This window comes from Bosea sp. 124, from assembly GCF_003046175.1.
In the GTDB taxonomy this organism is placed as follows: domain Bacteria; phylum Pseudomonadota; class Alphaproteobacteria; order Rhizobiales; family Beijerinckiaceae; genus Allobosea.
Genome location: NZ_PZZM01000001.1, coordinates 4,843,694 through 4,861,813 on the forward strand (window position 1 = coordinate 4,843,694; position 18,120 = coordinate 4,861,813).

Here is an 18,120-nt window from a genome sequence, read left to right on the forward strand (position 1 = left end):
CAGGCCTTTCGATCAAGCTTTTCCCGGCGAGGCCGGGGCCTTGTCGGCGACGAGCTCGCCGCCATGGCCCCAATCCTCGCGCTCGATCTCCTGGATCACGATATGGGTGTTCTGCGGGTTCTTGCCGAGGACGCGCACCAGCGTCTGCGTGAATTCCTTCACGATCTCGGCCTTCTGGGCGCGGGTCGCGCCCTTGGTGATCTGCAGATTGATGTAGGGCATCAGATGGCACTCACGACCGAGGAAGCTTCACGCGCGCCGAGCCAGGCCTCGATCTCGGCCATGACAAGATCGCGCAGCGTCTCGTCCTGGACGAATTCGACCGCCTCGCCCGCGAAGGCCTGCAGCACCAGCGCTTCGGCCTGCGGACGCGGCAGGCCGCGCGCCATCAGGTAGAAGAGCTGCTCGCCGTCGATCTGCGCCACGGTCGCGCCATGGCCGCAGACGACGTCATCGGCGAAGATTTCGAGCTCCGGCTTGTTGAACATGGTCGCGCCGTCGTTCAGCAGCAGCGCATTGCTCTTCATGCTGCCATCGGTCTTCTGCGCATGCTGGCGCACGATGACCTTACCCTGGAAGACGCCGGTGCCCTCCCCGCCGATGATCGACTTGAACATCTCGCGGCTGGTGCCATGCGGCACCTCGTGATCCATCACCAGCGTCACGTCGGAATGCTCGGAACCGCCGAGCAGGTTGACGCCGCGCAGACCGATTTCGGTGTGCTCGCCGGCATAGCGGACGAAATACTGCTGGCGGACCTTGGCGGCGTCGCAGACCAGCGCGAAGGAGTCGAACTTCGCGTTCCCGCCCACCGTGGCGAGCAGACTGAAGATGCCGACAGAACCCTCCGACTGATCCGTCAGGAGCCGAACATGCTCCACCTCGGTCTCGTTGCCGGCCTCGACGACGAGCGCGACGTTAAGCTGCTGCGGCGCCTTGCCGAGGCAGGCGTTGATCTCGACGATCGTCGCCTTGGCCCCGTCGCCCACGAGCACGACCGAGCGACCATAAACCGAAATCTCCGTCTCGCCCGAGAACAGGCGCACGATCGCGATCGGCCTTTCAAGCACGACACCGGCGGCGATCTCGACGAAGGCACCGTCACGCATCAGGGCCGCATTGAGCATCAGCCCGCTATCATCGGCAGCGACGGACGGACCGGAGAGCAGGCTCGGCAGGTCGTCGCGACCGGAGACGAGCGCATCGGCCAGCGTCTGCACGGAGAGCCCCTCGGGCAGCCCCTCCAGAGAGGACAGCTCGGGCACGAAGGCGCCGTCGACGAGCACGACGACCGTCGCATCAAGGGCGAGTTCGGCGAGCTTAACCCGCGCCGTATCGAGCGTGCGGGGGCCCGTCGCTAGCGGGGCAGCCTCGCGCAGCATGCTGCGCAGATCGGTGTAGCGCCAGGTCTCGAGCCGGCGATGCGGCAGGCCTCTGGCCTCGAAGCCAGCGAAGGCATCCTCGCGCAGCTTGCGCACGGCCGGACCGCCCGGCAGCTCGGCCTTGATATCGGCGAATTGCTGGACGAGCTGCTGTTCAGCCGCGGTCTTGAGCGGGGTGACGATGCCCATCTCAGGCCGCCTCGACATAGGACGCATAGCCGCTCTTCTCGAGCTCCAACGCCAGATCCTTGCCGCCGGTCTTCACGATCTTGCCCTTCGACATGACGTGGACCGTGTCGGGGATGATGTGGTCGAGCAGGCGCTGGTAGTGGGTGATGACGAGGAAGCCGCGGCTCTTGTCGCGCAGCGCGTTGACGCCCTCGGCGACGATGCGCAGCGCATCGATATCGAGGCCGGAATCGGTCTCGTCGAGGATGCACATGGACGGCGAAAGCAGCGCCATCTGAAGGATTTCCATGCGCTTCTTCTCGCCACCGGAAAAGCCGACATTGAGCGGCCGGCGCAGCATGGCCTTGTCGATGCTCAGGGCATCGGCCGCCGCGTTGACCTTCTTGATGAAGTCAGGCGTCAGCAGCTCATCCTCGCCGCGCGCCTTGCGCTGGGCGTTCATCGCCGCCTTGAGGAAGGTCATGGTGGCGACGCCGGGGATCTCCAGCGGATACTGGAAGGCGAGGAAGACGCCGGCGGCGGCGCGGGCGTCGGCCTCCATCTCCAGCAGGTTCTCGCCATTGAGCAGAATCTCGCCGTCGAGGACCTCATAGTCCTCCTTGCCGGCGATGACATAGCTCAGCGTCGACTTGCCGGAGCCGTTCGGGCCCATGATGGCCGCGACCTCGCCGTCGTTGACGGTGAGGTTGAGGCCGTTGAGGATCTGCTTGTCTTCGTCGGCGATCTTGACGACGAGATTACGAATTTCGAGCATCACATCTATCCTGTCGGGTAAAATTTTTCGCGCTTTTGAGCAATCTGCTCATCATTCAAACCGGCTGCTCTCCAGTATTCAACGAAGGCACGGTCCTTTCGCGAACTCGCTTTGAAGCTTCCAAACACACAGATGATGGTGTTCGCGGCTAGCAGCGATAGGACTATGCGGCCGTCAAAAAAGGGGCTCGCCAAAAGAGAGAGAACAAAGCCGCCGACAAGAGCAAGAATCCATCGTTGAGTACGACGATCCGCCTGCTTCATATCGGCAGCCAGCCTCTCGAGTTCACTCACCCCACGCTTCCCTCAAGCGAGATCGTGATCAGCTTCTGCGCCTCGACGGCGAACTCCATCGGGAGCTGCTGCAGCACCTCCTTGACGAAGCCGTTGACGATCAGCGCCACCGCCTCCTCCTCGGAGAGGCCGCGCTGCTGGCAGTAGAACATCTGGTCCTCGCCGATTTTCGACGTGGTCGCCTCGTGCTCGAAGACGGCGGTCGCGGTCTTGGCCTCGATATAGGGGATGGTGTGGGCGCCGCACTGGTCGCCGATCAGCAGCGAGTCGCAGTTGGTGAAGTTGCGCGCGCCGGTCGCCTTGCGGTGGGCCGAGACCATGCCGCGATAGGTCGAGTCGGATTTGCCGGCCGCGATGCCCTTGGCAATGATCTTCGACGTCGTGTTCTTGCCCAGATGGATCATCTTGGTGCCGGAATCGACCTGCTGGGCGCCGTTCGACACGGCGATCGAGTAGAACTCGCCGCGCGAGCCGTCGCCGCGCAGGATGCAGGACGGGTATTTCCACGTGATCGCCGAGCCGGTCTCGACCTGCGTCCAGGAAATCTTGGAGTTCTTGCCGCGGCAATCGCCGCGCTTGGTGACGAAGTTGTAGATGCCGCCCTTGCCCTCGGAATCGCCCGGATACCAGTTCTGCACCGTCGAGTACTTGATCTCGGCATCGTCGAGCGCGATCAGCTCGACCACCGCGGCATGGAGCTGGTTCTCGTCGCGCTTGGGTGCCGTGCAGCCTTCGAGATAGCTGACATAGGCGCCCTCGTCGGCGATGATCAGCGTGCGCTCGAACTGGCCGGTGTTCTGCTCGTTGATGCGGAAATAGGTCGACAGCTCCATCGGGCAGCGCACGCCCTTGGGGATGTAGACGAAGGAGCCGTCGGTGAAGACGGCGCAGTTCAGCGTGGCGAAATAGTTGTCGGTCACCGGGACGACCGTGGCGAGGTACTTCCTGACCAGCTCCGGATGCTCCTGGATCGCGTCCGAGATCGAGCAGAAGATCACGCCAGCCTGGGCCAGCTCCTTCTTGAAGGTGGTGACGACCGAGACCGAGTCGAACACCGCATCGACCGCGACGCGGTTCTCAGGCGCTACGCCAGCCAGGATTTCCTGCTCGCTCAGCGGGATGCCCAGCTTCTTGTACGCATCCAGGATCGCCGGATCGACCTCGTCGAGCGACTTCGGCGAAGCGCCCTTCTTCGGCGCGGCGTAGTAGTAGATGTTCTGATAGTCGATCGGCGGGTACTGCACGCGCGACCAGGCCGGCTCGGTCATCGTCTTCCAGCGACGGAAGGCGTCGAGGCGCCATTCGAGCATCCATTCCGGCTCGTTCTTGCGCGCCGAGATGTAGCGCACCGTGTCCTCGGTCAGGCCCTTGGCGGGCTTGTCGACCTCGATTTCGGTGACGAAGCCGTATTTGTACTCGGTCACGTCAATCGACTTGACCTGATCAATGGTCTCCTGGACCGCTGCCATTTTCTACTCTCCTGTCGCGGGTTCAAGGCCCGCCGGTCTGTTCTTCGTAGTGCGGAAACGTTTCAGGCGGCAGCCCGAGCGTTCCGATCCGGATGGTTGGCCAGCGCTTTCGCGTAGGCCGCAAGGACATGTTCGATCTCGGCTTCGGAGGTGGTCCATCCGAGCGATGCCCGCAAGGCCCCCGCGCTCATGGCAGGGTCGACGCCCATGGCGGTCAGCACATGCGAGCGCCGGACCTTGCCCGACGAGCAGGCCGAGCCGGAGGACAGCGCGACGCCGGCGAGATCGAGCTTGATCAACGTGGTTTCAGCGGTGAGGCCCGGCGTCGCGAAGGCGCTGGTGTTGGGCAGGCGCGGCGCGGCACGGCCGAAGATGACGGTATCCGGCGACAGAGCGAGGACGCCGTCCTCGAGCCGGTCGCGCAGCGCGGTAAAGCGTCCGGATTCGGACGCGAGCGCAGCGTTCGCGATGGCAGCCGCAGTGCCAAAACCGACGATGCCCGGCAGGTTCTCGGTGCCGGCCCGCCAGCCACGCTCCTGCCCGCCGCCGCGCAAGGGCTTGTCGGCGAGTTCGAGCGCGCCGGTGCGGAAGACGATGGCCCCGATGCCCTTCGGCCCGCCGAGCTTGTGGGCGGAGACGGTCAGGACATCGACGCCCAGAGCCGCGATGTCGATGGCGATCTTGCCGGCAGCCTGGACCGCATCGCTGTGCAGCAGGGCCCCAAAACGCCTCGTGATCGCCGCGACCTCGGCTAGCGGCTGGATCACGCCGGTCTCGTTATTGGCGAGATGCAGGGAGACCAGCACGCGAGCACCCGGATGCTCGGCCATGTGCCGCTCCAGCCGGGCGGAGAGCCAGGCGAGATCGACGAGCCCGTCCGCATCGACGGGGATCGTCTCGGCCGCATGCGCCGGGAAACGGTGGCCATCGCGCACGCAGGGATGCTCCGTCGCGCCATGCAGCAGCAGCGTGGCCGGCGTACGCACGCAATCGCGCCCGCCATCGCAATCCATCAAACCGGGCGAGAGGACCGTGGCGTTGGCTTCGGTGCCGCCGCTGGTGAAGACGACGTTGGTGGCTTTGGCGCCGACCAGCGCGGCAACCTGCTCGCGGGCCCGCTCCACCGCGGCGCGGGCGGCCCTGCCCTCGGCATGCACCGAGGAGGGGTTGCCCGGCATTGCCAGCGCGCGCGCCATCGCCTGCGCCACCTCGGGACGAACCGGGGTGGTGGCGTTATGGTCGAGATAGGCGCGGGCGGACGCGATCACGGTTGCTCCATCTTGCCCGGTTGCTGGCCCGGGTGAACCCCAACTTGCCTCTTCGCGGGCGGCCGGCACGAAATGCTTGAATTCGCACCCCTGCGCCGTGCTATAGCCGCCCGTCCGAACCGGTCGCGAAGGGGGCAAGCGGCAACGCCGAAACGGCGAACTGCCTGTATGTTCCCGACTTGTTCACGGCCGTTAGAACCATTCTAAGCGCTTGATGTAGGGCGCGAGCGGCGGGGCCGTCAAGGGTGACCGGGCCAATCGGCGGCGTGATGCCGGCTTTTGGCGGGTCGTTCCAGGCCCCGACCCAACAAAAGGCGACAAGACGATGCCCGAGGTGATTTTCAACGGACCGGCCGGCCGGATCGAGGGCCGCTACCAGCCCGCCAAGAAGCGCGGCGCGCCGCTGGCCATCATCCTGCACCCGCACCCGCAATTCGGCGGGACGATGAACAACCAGATCGTCTACAACCTGTTCTACACCTTCGTGAACCGGGGCTTCTCGGCGCTGCGCTTCAACTTCCGTGGCGTCGGCCGCAGCCAGGGCCATTTCGACCATGGCGCCGGCGAGCTTTCGGACGCCGCCGCGGCGCTCGACTGGATGCAGGCGCTGAATCCCGAGGCCAAGAGCTGCTGGATCACCGGCGTCTCCTTCGGCGCCTGGATCGGCATGCAGCTCCTGATGCGCCGGCCGGAGATCGAGGGCTTCCTGTCGATCGCCGCGATGGCGAACCGCTATGATTTCTCGTTCCTGGCGCCCTGCCCGTCCTCGGGCCTGTTCGTGCACGGTTCCGAGGACCGCGTCGCCCCCGTCAAGGAGGTGATGGCGGTGATCGAGAAGGTGAAGACGCAGAAGGGCATCCAGATCGAGCATACCGTGGTCGAGGGCGCCAACCATTTCTTCGACGGCAAGGTCGATGTGCTGATGGAGCAGGTCGGCGCCTATCTCGACCGCATGGTCGGGCCGGAAATCCTGAAGAGCGAGCAGGAACAGGCCTGAGCCCAGGCATCGGCCCCTCGACGTCGTGCCGGCCCTTGTGGCGAGTATCCACGTCCCGAACGCCGAGCCCCATCAGCGAAGACGTGGATGGTCGGGACAAGCCCGACCATGACGACAGAGCGAGCCTCCCGAACCACCGAGTTGCCCCATGACCGCCTTCAAATCTGATTTCCTGCAGACGCTCTCCGAGCGCGGCTTCGTCCACCAGATCTCCGATCCGGAGGGGCTCGATGCGGCGGCCGTCAAGGGGCCGATCTCGGCCTATATCGGCTTCGATGCGACCGCGACCTCGCTGCATGCGGGCTCGTTGATCCAGATCATGATGCTGCACTGGATGCAGGCGACCGGCCACAAGCCGATCGCGCTGATGGGCGGCGGCACGACGATGGTGGGCGACCCCTCCTTCAAGGAGGAATCGCGCAAGCTGCTGACGGTTGCCGATATCGAGCGCAATCTGGAAGGCATCAAGCGCGTCTTCGCGAACTATCTGGATTTCGACGGCGCGGCGACGATGATGAACAACGCCGACTGGCTGCTCGGGCTGAACTATCTCGAATTCCTGCGCGATGTCGGCCGGCACTTCTCGGTCAACCGGATGCTGTCCTTCGACAGCGTCAAGACGAGGCTCGACCGCGAGCAGTCGCTGTCCTTCCTCGAATTCAACTACATGATCCTGCAGGCCTATGATTTCGTCGAGCTGAACAAGCGCACAGGCTGCATCCTGCAGATGGGCGGCTCCGATCAATGGGGCAACATCATCAACGGCATCGATCTCGGCCACCGCATGAGCAATGTCCAGCTCTACGCCCTGACCTCGCCGTTGCTGACGACCGCGTCTGGCGGCAAGATGGGCAAGACGGCCTCGGGCGCGGTCTGGCTTAACGCCGACCTGATGAGCGCCTACGAGTTCTGGCAGTTCTGGCGCAACACCGAGGACGCCGATGTCGAGCGCTTCCTGAAGCTCTACACGACGCTGCCGCTGCCCGAGATCGCAAAGCTTGCGGCTCTCGGAGGCGCCGAGATCAACGAGGCCAAGAAGGTTCTGGCGACCGAGGTCACCGCCATTCTGCATGGTCGCGCCGCGGCAGAAGCCGCGTCGGAGACCGCGCGCAAGACCTTCGAGGAAGGCTCGCTGGCTGCCGACCTGCCAAGCGTCTCGATGGCGCGCGCCGAATTCGATGCCGGGCTCGGCGTGCTGAGCGCCTTCGTCAAGGCAGGTCTCGTGCCCTCGACGGGTGAGGCGCGCCGCCAGGTCAAGGCCGGTGGCCTGCGCATCAACGACCTGCTGGTGAGCGATGAGCGCGCCATGCTCGGTGGCGGCGACCTCACGGCCGAGGGCGCGGTCAAGCTCTCCTTCGGCAAGAAGAAGCACGTCCTGCTGCGGCCGGAATAATCCACGGGCCGCAATCTCAGGTTGCATAACTACGCCCTACCATGCCAAATTCGAGTACCCCTTCCGCTTGGCGAGGGGCACCGAATGGGGGGTGGCGATGGCTTTGCTGTTCACGATTCTCAGGACCGGCAACGACTTCTCATGCAGGGCAGGCGCCGACAAGCCGTTCTTCGTGGGCCGGCGCGTGCCTTATGAGGGCAATATCGGGCTGTACAACATCTTCAGCGGCGCGAAGCTGGAGAAACGGAATTTCGTCGCGACGGATTTTGAAGGCCAAAGCGGCTTCTGGGCGCATTTCATCGAGCCGACCGCGCTCTGCGAAGGGCGCAACTTCCTGACGCTGAACACCTATGATCGCGCGGCCTTCACCTTCGGGTTCGGTCAGTTCGCCGCGCATGTTCCCGGGGGCGATTTCGTCCGCTATTTCAGGGCGATGCTTGGCCTGCCGGAGGCGAGCGACTATTTTCCGCACCTTGCCGTGATCGGCGGCCTCATCCATCGCTCGGAGGACGGCGTTTCGGCGGTGCCGCTCGAAACCGAGAGTTCGACCCAGGCGCTGATGAACTACCTCAATCCCGGGCTCGACGAGGTCCAGGACTCGGAGGTCATCGCTGCCGCCAAGCTGATCCACTGGACGGCGGCCTCCGCCTCGGCGCGCAAGACCCAGGTCGACCAGATGATCGCGACGTTTCGCGACTTCATGCTGCGAGCCGACAGGCGCCTGGGCATCGATGGGCTTGCCGCGCGGGAATGCTGCGTCATTGCCGACATCCTGCATCACGGCCGCGGCGGCAGGAACATGACATGGCCGCGCTTGCAGTCGGCCTTGCAAAGCGGAAATCCTTATGAAGCGCTGCTCCAGATCGGTTTGCCGCCCTGGTTGGAGCGCCTGCGCACCCTCAGGCGGGCGCTGAACGCCCGTCCCGCCTTTATGGCGCTCAAATGGAACAGCGCCGCGCAAAATTTCGTTTGAAGAAATCGCTCGCCGCCCCGCCTATCGCGTGGGCGGCTGCACCGGCCTCTGCGCCGGCGCGCCACCGAGCGGGTCGACGAAGCGGCGCAGGATTCCAGGCGCGATCGCCGAGAGCGGGTTGATCGACATGGTCGGCGCACTCGCCGCGCCCGCGATCCGGAAATTGACGGCGAAGAGCCCGCCATACTGGCTGCCGCCGCCGAGCAAGGCGCCGACCACCGGCACCTGCGCGAAGGCGTTGTTGAAAGCGTAACCCGGCACGAAGGTGCCACCGATATCGACCCGGTCACGGCCGTAATCGACATTGCCCTGCAAGGTGAACCCGACCTGCTGGCCCCAGATCACCATGTCGGAGACATCGAGGCGGCTGGCGGAGCGGGTGAACTCCGCCCGCAGCTTGATGAAGGCGACCTCGCTGACATTGATCGGCGCGGGCGGCGCGGTACTGCCGGCCCGGTCGCCCGAGAGCGCCTGCACCGATTGCTCGCCGACGACGCGACGCAAGGCCGGCTCATCGCGCACCACGAAGTTGCGGAACAGGAGCTCGCCGCTCTGGCGGCTGTCGCCCGGGCCGAGATTGAGGACGAGATCGCCGCCATGGGCCCGGCGGTAGAGGTCGACGAAGCGCAGCAGCGCGCCGCCATTCTCCGACTGCACGATCAGCCCGCCCGCCGCCTCGCCCTGCCGCGATGCCTGCTTGGCCGTGACCTCCGCCCGGCCGATCCGCCCCTGGAAGGCAATCGCGCGCAATTCGCCGCCGCGCTTCGAGAGCTTGAGCGTGGCGTTGGTGATCGCCTCGTTGTTGAACCCGGTCAGGATCGGCACTTCGAGATCGACGTCGAGATCGCCGCTCTTTGCCGCCTTGTCGCCGCGCGGCGCGGCCGGACCCGATGCCGACTGGAGGTCGCGGATGAAGGGCCGCACATCGGCGACGGCGCCGCGGATGACGAGCCTGGTCAGGTTGCCGTCGCGCCTGGCATCGACCTTGAGATTGTCGCCGGCCGAAAGCCGAAGCTGCGACAGGCTGGCGCTCTCGAAGCCGTTTTGGCGGTTCAATTCGACCTTGCCGCGGATCAGGATCGGATTGGAGTCGAACAGGAGATCGTCGAGATCGGGCCCGTCCGCATCGGCGATGTAGTTGAAGGTGAGCTTCGCGGCCCGGCCGGCCGGCTTGCTCAACCCCGGGAACACGCCTTCGAGCGAAGCCTTGGTCAGGTCGGTCTCGACGCGCGGCGGCGTGTCCACGCCGCGGCCGAGCGCCTTGGTCACCCGCACCTGGATCGGGCCGTTGATGCCGGCCTCGGGGCCCAGCCCGCGCTTTTGCCGTGCGGCATTGTCGAGCATCAGCGACAGGTTCGCCTCGCCCTTGCCGCGCGCATCCTGCCGGATTTCGACCTGGGCCCGGTCGCCGCCGACGCGGGCCTCGCCGCGCAACTGGACACCGTTGCGGTCGGCATTGACGGTCAGGTTGCCGCCGTCGAGCTTCTCGGTGCCGAGCAGGGTGTCGGAGGCGACGCCGGTCAGCGTGCCCGTGCTGGTGACGACGATCTCGCCCGGCTGCGGATCGTCGACGAGGGCCAGATTTACGACGCTCTTGAGGTCGCTGCTGCCGCGCAGGCTGGCCGGATCGATCCCGCCCGGCGCGAACTCCTTCAGCGCCGGAAAGGCGAACAGCGCGGTCAGCGCCTCCATCGATCCGGTCGTGCGGAAGGACGCGCGCGCCGGCGTGCGCTTTACCCAGGTCTCGGCGATGTCGAAGCTGCCCTCGCTGAGTTGAAGCTGCCGGCCATTGCCGAGATCGGCCGTCGCCTTGCTGATCGCGAGCTTGACGGTGCGCCCCGTCGTCCTGCCGGTGACGCTGGCGTCGATCAGCAAAGGCAGGCCGGGGCCGGGCAGGAAGCGCACCTGCGAGGCATCGACGACGACGGAGAGCGCGTCGTCGGGGATGCCCGCACCCTGCATCAGCCGGGCGTGATCCTCGGCGGCGAGATCCATGTCGACCTGCAAGGAGGCGAGGCGCCCGCTGACGAGCTGACGCGAAAGCGTGCCGTGCACGTCCGGCGAGGTCCAGCGCGGCCACAGCGCCAGCGCCGCACGCGGGTCGGAATCCGTGGCGGTGATCGAGAAGCGCTGCAGCGGCGAGGCGCCGACCTGCTGCACCAACCCGCGCCCCTCGGCGCGGATCGCCGGCCCCTGCACGGACATCGATTCGATCAAGGCCTCGCTGGTGCGGGGATCGATCCTGAGCTCGGCCGCGAGGGCATCGATCGTGACCGGGGGGTCGGCATCGACGCCCGCGACCTCGCCTTTCGCCGCGAGGCTCGTGCGCCAGGCGCCGCCATCGGCCCGCAGGCTGCCGGTGCCTTTCAGGCGCGTCGCCCCGGCATTGAGTTCGACGGACTTCACCTCGATGACGGAGAGATCGCCGCTGCTCGCCAGTTCGAGATGGGCCGCGTCGACGGCGATCGGCGGCATCGGGCTGTCTGGGAAGCGGATGACTCCCGGCAGCACGTCGATCCGCGCCTCAATCGATTTGCGACCGTCGGGCGACTGGCTGAGGCTCGCCTTGCCGCGCACCGGCAGCCCCTCGATCGAGAGTCCGCCCGTGCCGAGCGCGAGCGCGACGACCTCGGCCGGCTCGAAGCGGACGATGTCGATGTCGGCGCGCTGCGTGCCGTCCGCCTGGCTCGACAGATCGATCGCGAGCTCCTTCCAGCGCTGGCCAGTGCGCCCCTTCACGGTCAGGCGCGTGCCGCGCTCGCCAGTCCGGGTCAGGCGGATCTCGACATCCTCGAAACCGGCCTTCTGGCGGCCGTCGGGATCGACCAGCGACAGACGGGCACCGTTCATGCCGGCCGTCTCCAGCGCGCCCAGCAGGCCGTCGCCCTGCGCCAGCGTCGAAATCGCCGCCATGATGCCGGTGAAGGCGTTCCACTGGGCCGCATCGGGCAGTGTCGAGGGCGGCGGCGTCTCGGCCGGAGCCGAATCGGCATTGACGATCAGCGCGCCGTCCTTGTTGACGCCGAGACGCACATTGACGCCCCTGAGATCGACCGAGGTCAGCCTGATCTCACCGCGCAGCAGGGCCATCGGCTCATAGCCGAGAATCGCCTCGGGCGCGCGGATGGCGGCGCCGCTCTTGTGGCGAAACGAGACCTGCCGCACACGAAGCTGCGAATGCCCGTCGATGCGGCCGAGTTCGGCGGCGGCGGCCTCGACCTTCCAATCGTGCCCCAGACGCTCCTCGATGGCGTCGGAGATGCGGCCTTCCAGTCCCGACAGCGGAACGAGGCCGGTGACGAGCAGCGTCGCAGCAGCACCGGCCAGAGTCAGCACGGCGACCACCACCGCGACCGCGATGGTGACGAGGCCCGCCTTGGCGCGCCGCTTGACCTCGGCCACGTCGCAGTCGGGCCCGTCCGGCATCGCGGTCGATGCTGAAGCGGCATCCGGCTTGTTCGCGTCCTGGTCCAGCAAGGCCTTCTCGGTCCTCTCGGGCAAATGATCCGCTTCGGGTTCGGCGCCGTATGACTGCGATGGTCAGTGCCGTCCTTGAAGCGGCGATCTGGCCTGTCGATGCAGCCGGGCCAGGCGATTCGGCAAGGCGGGGTTTTGGCCCCGGCCCTGCCGCACTCTATCATGGCGCTTGAACCCGCGCTGGCCCATGGAAGGCGAAGGCGACGAAAGGAAGGCGAATCAATGGCTTTGCAGGCAAGCTTGGCAGAAGGTGATCGGGCCCCCGATTTCACACTCGGGCGCGACGGGGGCGGCACGCTGTCGCTGTCGGACTTCACGGGCCGCAAGCTCGTGCTTTACGCTTATCCCAAGGACGACACGCCGGGCTGCACGCAGGAGGCCATCGCCTTCAACGGCCTGCGCAAGGACTTCGCCGCGGCGGACACCGAGATCGTCGGAATCTCGCCCGATCCGGTGAAGCGTCACGACAAATTCAAGGCCAAGCACGGGCTCGATTTCGCGCTCGTCGCCGATGAGGAACAGAACGCGCTGCAGGACTATGGCATCTGGGTCGAGAAAAGCATGTATGGGCGCAGCTATATGGGCGTCGAACGGACCACCTTCCTGATCGATCGCGACGGCAAGATCGCGCGGATCTGGCGCAAGGTGAAAGTGCCGGGCCACGCCGAAGAGGTGCTGGCGGCCGCGAAGGATTTGTGACGGCCCGGGGCCGGCTTTGCGAAAGATTAACCTTAACGATGTCTCATGACGGTATCGGCAGCGTAACTTTCCGGTCCCGCGTACATGACACATTCCGTCTCGACAGGCCCCGCCCTCCCAGTCACCGGGCTGGTCACGCAGAAGACGTATACGATCCGCCGCTCGACTGTGCTGGCCGGCCTGGCATGGCTGGCGCTGACGACCGCAGGCAGCGGCGCGGCGGGCTGGTACATCCTGAGCAAGGACGACCTCGCCGCCCGGCTGATCGCCCGCGAGACCACTCGCCAATATGCCTATGAGGACCGGATTGCCGCGCTGCGCGCCGATGTCGACCGCCTCGCCAGCCGTGCCCTGCTCGACCAGGACGGCGTCGAGGCCCGCGTCGACGAGCTGGCGACACGGCAGGCCGAGCTGGAATCGCGGCAGTCCCTCGTCACCGCGCTCGCCGACACGCTCCAAACCGGCGGCATCGTGACGGCGCCCAAGGCTCCCTTGCGTCCGCGCATGATCAAGCCGGAAGAGCCGGTCCGGGCCTCGGGCGTCACCAGCTTCGCCCCGATCATGCCGACGAAGCCGACGCCTGCGCTCGATTCTCCCGTGCTGCGCGGCGCCAACGAGAACCAGAACGCGCCCTGGAAGTCAGGCGAGGCCGAGGTGCAGCCGCCGGCGCAGCGCGTCGATGCCGCCCTCACCCGTCTCGACCGCGCCATCGCCAACACCACAGGTGCCCAGCTCGCCGCGCTGAAGGAGATGGACGAGACGCTCGCGGAATCGCAGAAGCGCCTGCGCGGCGCCCTCTCCGAGACCGGCCTCGATCCCGACCGTCTCGCCGCCCAGAGCAGCGTCGCCAAGGGTGTCGGCGGCCCCTTCGTTCCCTTCACGATCGATCCCGCGGCCGGCCCCTTCGAGGCGACGCTGAGCGCGCTACAGCCGCGCATCTCGGCGGTGATGCGGCTGCGCGGGCTGGTCGAGCAGTTGCCGCTCGCCAAGCCGATGGCCGGCGACGTCGATTTCACCTCGAACTACGGCTACCGCGTCGATCCGTTCACGCGCAGCCCCGCCATGCATACCGGCGTCGACTTCCGGGCCGAGACCGGCTCGCCGATCCGCGCCACGGCGCCGGGCAAGGTCGTCACGGCGGAATATACCGGCGGCTACGGCAACATGGTCGAGATCGAGCACGCCAACGGCATCACCACGCGTTACGCCCATATGTCGGCGATCCTGGCGTCGGTCGGCCAGAGCGTAACGACCGGGACCGTCGTCGGCCGCGTCGGCACCACGGGGCGCTCGACCGGGCCGCATCTCCATTACGAGACCCGCGTCAACGACGAGCCGGTCGACCCGACCCGCTTCCTGCGCGCCGGCGGCAAGCTCGCGACGTTGCGCTGACGAGACGGCGCGGCGAGTTCTCAGAGGGTTTCGCCGCTCATAGCGCCAAGACGCCTTGCAAGGCGCCGCCCGCTTCCCTATCGCTCGCGCGAACGGAAATCGAAGGCGGAAACGAGATGAGCAAGCCGGGCGCGAACGGATTGACCTATGCGCAGGCGGGTGTCGACATCGACGCCGGCAACGCCATGGTCGACCAGATCAAGCCGCTGGTGCGGGCGACGCGCCGGCCTGGAGCGGATGCCGAGATCGGCGGGTTCGGCGGGCTCTTCGACCTCAAGGCGGCCGGCTTCAAGGATCCGATCCTGGTCGCGGCCAATGACGGCGTCGGCACCAAGGTCAAGATCGCGATCGAGAGCGGACTGCATGCGACGATCGGCATCGACCTCGTCGCGATGTGCGTCAACGACCTGATCGTGCAGGGCGCCGAGCCGCTGCTGTTCCTCGACTACTACGCCACCGGCAAGCTCGACCCCAAGGTCGGCGTCGAGATCGTGCGTGGCATCGCCGATGGCTGCCGCCAGGCCGGCTGCGCCCTGATCGGCGGCGAGACGGCCGAGATGCCCGGCATGTATGCCGAGAAGGACTACGATCTCGCCGGCTTCGCGGTCGGCGCGGCCGAGCGCGGCTCGCTCCTGCCGCGCGCTGATCTCGAACCCGGCGACGTCGTCTTCGGCCTGCCCTCCTCGGGCGTCCATTCCAACGGCTATTCGCTGGTCCGGCGCATCGTCGCGCTGAGCGGGCTTGGCTGGGACGCGCCAGCCCCCTTCGCGAGCGAAACCAGCCTCGCCGAAGCCCTGCTCGTGCCGACGCGGATCTACGTCAAGCCGCTGCTCGCCGCGATCAAGGCGACCACCGGCATCAAGGCGCTGGCCCATATTACCGGCGGCGGCTTCCCCGACAACATTCCGCGCGTGCTGCCGGAGGGCTTGGGCGTCTCGCTCGACCTTGCGGCCATTCCCGTGCCGCCCGTCTTCGGCTGGCTCGCCAAGGTCGGCGGCGTCGCCGAGCGCGAGATGCTGCGCACCTTCAACTGCGGCATCGGCATGATCGTCGCCGCAGAGGCCGCCAAGGCCGACGAGGTCGCCGCCGCACTGGTCGCGGCCGGCGAGGCGCCCGTCAGGCTGGGCGAGATCGTGCCCGTGGCCGAGGGCGAGGAGCAGGTCGCCTACCGCGGCAAGCTCGTACTGTGACGATGGCGGCCTCGCGCCCGCGCGTCGGGATCCTGATCTCGGGGCGCGGCTCCAACATGGTCTCGCTGGTCGAGGCGGCCCATGTCGAGGGCTTCCCGGCCGAGATCGCGCTGGTGCTCTCCAATGTGCCGGGCGCCGGCGGGCTCGACCGTGCGAAGGCCTTCGGCATCGCGACCGCGACCGTCGATCACCGCGCCTTCAACAAGGATCGCGAAGCCTTCGAGCGTGCGATGGACGAGGTCCTGCGGGTCAACCAGATCGACCTCGTCGTGCTGGCCGGCTTCATGCGGATCATGACGCCGTGGTTCGTGCGGCGCTGGCAAGGCCGGCTGATCAACATCCACCCGTCGCTGCTGCCGCTGTTCAAGGGCACGCATACACACCGCCAGGCTCTGGAAGCCGGCGTCGCCGAGCATGGCTGCAGCGTGCATTTCGTCGTGCCGGAACTCGATGCCGGCCCGGTGATCATGCAGGCGAAGGTGCCGGTATTGCCGGGCGACGACGAGGACACGCTGTCGGCGCGCGTACTGGTGCAGGAGCACCTGCTCTATCCGCGCGCGCTGGCCGAGGTCGCAGCCGGCCGCGTCGCGCTGATCGACGGAGCGGTCGTCAGGCGCTGAGCCTCGTCGCGCCGGACCGGGCCGTTTCGTCCCGCTGCGCGGTTGTTTCTTGCTGCGCGGATTGATCCTGCTGCGCCGTTGCCTGGCGCCGCTCGCAATCCTCGCGACTGCGGGCCTCGTCTTCCTTCTGCCAGCGACGGAAGAGATCGGCGCGCCTCGCCGGATAGCGCTCCTCGCGCGCGACGAGATCGCTCATGCGGTCGGTCCGGAAGTGGCGGAAGGCCTCGCGCAGCTCGCACCAGGCGATGACGACGCGGACCCGCTCATAGAAGGTCATGCCGATCGGCCAGATCATGCGCTGCGTGTCCTGGCCGCTCTCGTCGCGGTAGCGCATCTCCAGCTTGCGACCCTGGCGGATGGCGGCGCGCACGGCGGCGACATCGACCTGGTCGACCGGCGCGTCGCGGCCATAGGCCGGGGCGAACAGCGCACCGTCGAGCAGGATCGGCCGCAGATGCGGCGGCAGCACGGCCGCGACCTTGCTGACGACATCCTCCGCGGCGCGCGCCAGCACGGGGTCGGCCCGCTCGCCGAGCCAGCGCATGCCGACAAGCACGGCCTCGATCTCGTCGGGCGACAGCATCAGCGGCGGCAGGTCGAACCCGGCGTCGAGCACATAGCCGATGCCGGCCTCGCCGCGCACCGGCACCCCCTGGCGCACCAGCGCGGCGATGTCGCGATAGACGGTGCGGACGGAGACATCGAGTTCGGAGGACAGCGTTTCGGCCGTGACGGGCCGGCGCCGGCGCCGCAGGCTCTGGATCATGTCGAGCAATCGTTCGGCGCGCTGCATATCGACGGTTCCCGCTTCGGCTTCAGCGATGCCACAATGCTCTAGCGCTGCTGACAACTCCTGTCAGCAGCGTGTCAGTAGCATCCGACATCACGATCCGACGATCCGGGAGGCGAGCATGATCACGCTGCACAGTTTCGGGCCGGCTTTCGGGCTGCCCGATGCGAGCCCGTTCTGCATCAAGGCCGAGATCCTGCTGAAGATGTCCGGACTGCCCTACCGACGGGCGGGCGGCGATCTGCGCCGCGCACCGAAGCACAAGCTGCCGCTGATCGTCGATGACGGTGTCACCATCGCCGATTCGAGCTTCATCCGCTTCCATCTCGAAAGCCGGCACGGCATCGGCTTCGATGAGGGGCTGGATGCCGAACGGCGCGGCACCCTCTGGGCCGTCGAGAAGATGCTGGAGGAGCAGATCTACTGGATCGTGGTCGACGAGCGCTGGATGGACGATGCCAATTTCGCGCGCGGCCCGGTGCATTTCTTCAAGGCCGTTCCGGCGCCGCTGCGCCCGCTCGTCTGCGCACTGGTCAGACGCCAGGTGCGCCGGAGCCTCCATGGGCATGGCATGGGCCGGCACAGCCAGGCCGACAAGATGGTGCTGGCCGAGCGCGCGCTCGATGCGATCGTCCCGATCCTGGGCGAGCGCGCCTTTCTCGGCGGCGAGGCGCCGGCCGGCGGCGATGCCGCGCTCGGCGCTTTCATGATCGCGGGGCTGGGGCCGCTGTTCGATTCGCCGTTCCGGGGACTGGTCGAAGCGCGCCCGAGCCTCGTCGCCTATGCGACGCGGATGCGGGAGCGCTTCTTCCCGTCGTCGGAGCTGCTCAGACCGGCCGCTTGAGCTTGCACTGGTCAATGAAGCCGAGCCCCTTCGCGCGGGCCGAATCGTTGAAATAGCCGGTGTCGCGGAACGCCTGGAGCTCGTCCTTGGTCATCGAACCGACCGTGCCCTTGGCGTAGCAGCTGCAGGGCGTGTGGACTGCCTCGCGCGTCGTGCTCATCAGGCGCGACTGCGTCACCAGGCAGGCGTCGAAAGCGCGCAGCTGGATCATGTAGGGCGTCAAGTTCTTGGCGGTCGGATCGGGCGGCGGCAGGGCGCTCGACCCGCTCGCCGCATGAGCGCCGAGCCCCGCCAGCACAGACAATCCACCGGCCAGGAAGACCGCACCCATCCGCCGCATGATCATGATTTCGTTCGTCCTTCGAGAGCAGGCACGCCGGGTCCGCTTCA

General features: G+C 67.0%; 17 protein-coding genes. 8 read left to right on the forward strand and 9 right to left on the reverse strand.

Annotated features, from left to right (window positions below; genetic code table 11):
• Positions 1 to 12: 12 nt before the first annotated feature.
• The 6 genes from C8D03_RS22935 to C8D03_RS22955 form a co-directional block, all read right to left on the reverse strand.
• Positions 13 to 222 carry a tautomerase family protein gene (locus C8D03_RS22935; protein WP_108049976.1) on the reverse strand — a complete coding sequence of 70 codons (210 nt, stop codon included), beginning with the start codon at positions 220 to 222 and terminating at the stop codon, positions 13 to 15.
• Positions 222 to 1,571, reverse strand: a complete 1,350-nt coding sequence (locus C8D03_RS22940) for a SufB/SufD family protein (protein WP_181301194.1) — start codon at positions 1,569 to 1,571, stop codon at positions 222 to 224. The genes C8D03_RS22935 and C8D03_RS22940 overlap by 1 nt, the downstream gene beginning before the upstream one ends.
• Before the next feature lies 1 nt (position 1,572).
• A complete protein-coding gene (gene sufC / locus C8D03_RS22945; RefSeq protein WP_108049980.1) occupies positions 1,573 to 2,325 on the reverse strand; it encodes a Fe-S cluster assembly ATPase SufC in 753 nt (250 codons plus the stop codon).
• Positions 2,326 to 2,330: 5 nt separating this feature from the next.
• Positions 2,331 to 2,618, reverse strand: a complete 288-nt coding sequence (locus C8D03_RS26275; RefSeq protein ID WP_146170269.1) for a hypothetical protein — start codon at positions 2,616 to 2,618, stop codon at positions 2,331 to 2,333.
• Complete coding sequence (gene sufB, locus C8D03_RS22950; RefSeq protein WP_108049982.1) at positions 2,615 to 4,087, reverse strand: Fe-S cluster assembly protein SufB; 1,473 nt, start codon at positions 4,085 to 4,087, stop codon at positions 2,615 to 2,617. The genes C8D03_RS26275 and sufB overlap by 4 nt, the downstream gene beginning before the upstream one ends.
• A gap of 62 nt (positions 4,088 to 4,149) precedes the next feature.
• Entirely contained in the window at positions 4,150 to 5,355 is a 1,206-nt protein-coding gene (locus C8D03_RS22955) for a cysteine desulfurase family protein (RefSeq protein ID WP_108049984.1), read from the reverse strand.
• A gap of 325 nt (positions 5,356 to 5,680) precedes the next feature.
• Here C8D03_RS22955 and C8D03_RS22960 point away from each other — a divergent pair, with 325 nt between their 5' ends.
• From C8D03_RS22960 to C8D03_RS22970, 3 genes are all read left to right on the forward strand, one after another.
• On the forward strand, positions 5,681 to 6,352 hold the full coding sequence (locus tag C8D03_RS22960; protein ID WP_108049986.1) for an alpha/beta hydrolase: 672 nt from the start codon (positions 5,681 to 5,683) through the stop codon (positions 6,350 to 6,352).
• Between the two features lie 148 nt (positions 6,353 to 6,500).
• The gene (gene tyrS / locus C8D03_RS22965; RefSeq protein WP_108049987.1) at positions 6,501 to 7,745 is read left to right on the forward strand and encodes a tyrosine--tRNA ligase; all 1,245 of its coding nucleotides are present in this window, start codon (positions 6,501 to 6,503) and stop codon (positions 7,743 to 7,745) included.
• 97 nt (positions 7,746 to 7,842) lie between these two features.
• Positions 7,843 to 8,718: a hypothetical protein gene (locus C8D03_RS22970; protein ID WP_108049989.1), complete on the forward strand. Its 876-nt coding sequence runs from the start codon at positions 7,843 to 7,845 to the stop codon at positions 8,716 to 8,718.
• Positions 8,719 to 8,739: 21 nt separating this feature from the next.
• Here the strand turns inward: C8D03_RS22970 and C8D03_RS22975 are convergent, their stop codons facing one another.
• Positions 8,740 to 12,195, reverse strand: coding sequence for a hypothetical protein (locus tag C8D03_RS22975; protein ID WP_146170271.1), 3,456 nt, complete (start codon positions 12,193 to 12,195; stop codon positions 8,740 to 8,742).
• A 222-nt stretch (positions 12,196 to 12,417) separates the two neighbouring features.
• Between C8D03_RS22975 and C8D03_RS22980 the strand changes: the two genes are divergently transcribed.
• From C8D03_RS22980 to purN, 4 genes are all read left to right on the forward strand, one after another.
• A complete protein-coding gene (locus C8D03_RS22980; RefSeq protein ID WP_108049994.1) occupies positions 12,418 to 12,894 on the forward strand; it encodes a peroxiredoxin in 477 nt (158 codons plus the stop codon).
• A gap of 84 nt (positions 12,895 to 12,978) precedes the next feature.
• Positions 12,979 to 14,286: a peptidoglycan DD-metalloendopeptidase family protein gene (locus C8D03_RS22985; protein ID WP_108049996.1), complete on the forward strand. Its 1,308-nt coding sequence runs from the start codon at positions 12,979 to 12,981 to the stop codon at positions 14,284 to 14,286.
• A 116-nt stretch (positions 14,287 to 14,402) separates the two neighbouring features.
• Positions 14,403 to 15,476, forward strand: coding sequence for a phosphoribosylformylglycinamidine cyclo-ligase (gene purM, locus C8D03_RS22990; RefSeq protein ID WP_108049998.1), 1,074 nt, complete (start codon positions 14,403 to 14,405; stop codon positions 15,474 to 15,476).
• Between the two features lie 2 nt (positions 15,477 to 15,478).
• On the forward strand, positions 15,479 to 16,096 hold the full coding sequence (gene purN / locus C8D03_RS22995) for a phosphoribosylglycinamide formyltransferase (RefSeq protein WP_108050000.1): 618 nt from the start codon (positions 15,479 to 15,481) through the stop codon (positions 16,094 to 16,096).
• Here the strand turns inward: purN and C8D03_RS23000 are convergent.
• Positions 16,086 to 16,889 carry a helix-turn-helix transcriptional regulator gene (locus tag C8D03_RS23000; protein WP_108050002.1) on the reverse strand — a complete coding sequence of 268 codons (804 nt, stop codon included), beginning with the start codon at positions 16,887 to 16,889 and terminating at the stop codon, positions 16,086 to 16,088. The two genes, purN and C8D03_RS23000, sit on opposite strands and share 11 nt — an antisense overlap.
• Before the next feature lie 118 nt (positions 16,890 to 17,007).
• Here C8D03_RS23000 and C8D03_RS23005 point away from each other — a divergent pair, with 118 nt between their 5' ends.
• Complete coding sequence (locus tag C8D03_RS23005; protein WP_108050004.1) at positions 17,008 to 17,730, forward strand: glutathione S-transferase family protein; 723 nt, start codon at positions 17,008 to 17,010, stop codon at positions 17,728 to 17,730.
• Here C8D03_RS23005 and C8D03_RS23010 read toward each other — a convergent pair.
• Positions 17,714 to 18,076, reverse strand: a complete 363-nt coding sequence (locus C8D03_RS23010; protein ID WP_108050006.1) for a hypothetical protein — start codon at positions 18,074 to 18,076, stop codon at positions 17,714 to 17,716. The two genes, C8D03_RS23005 and C8D03_RS23010, sit on opposite strands and share 17 nt — an antisense overlap.
• Positions 18,077 to 18,120: the final 44 nt, after the last annotated feature.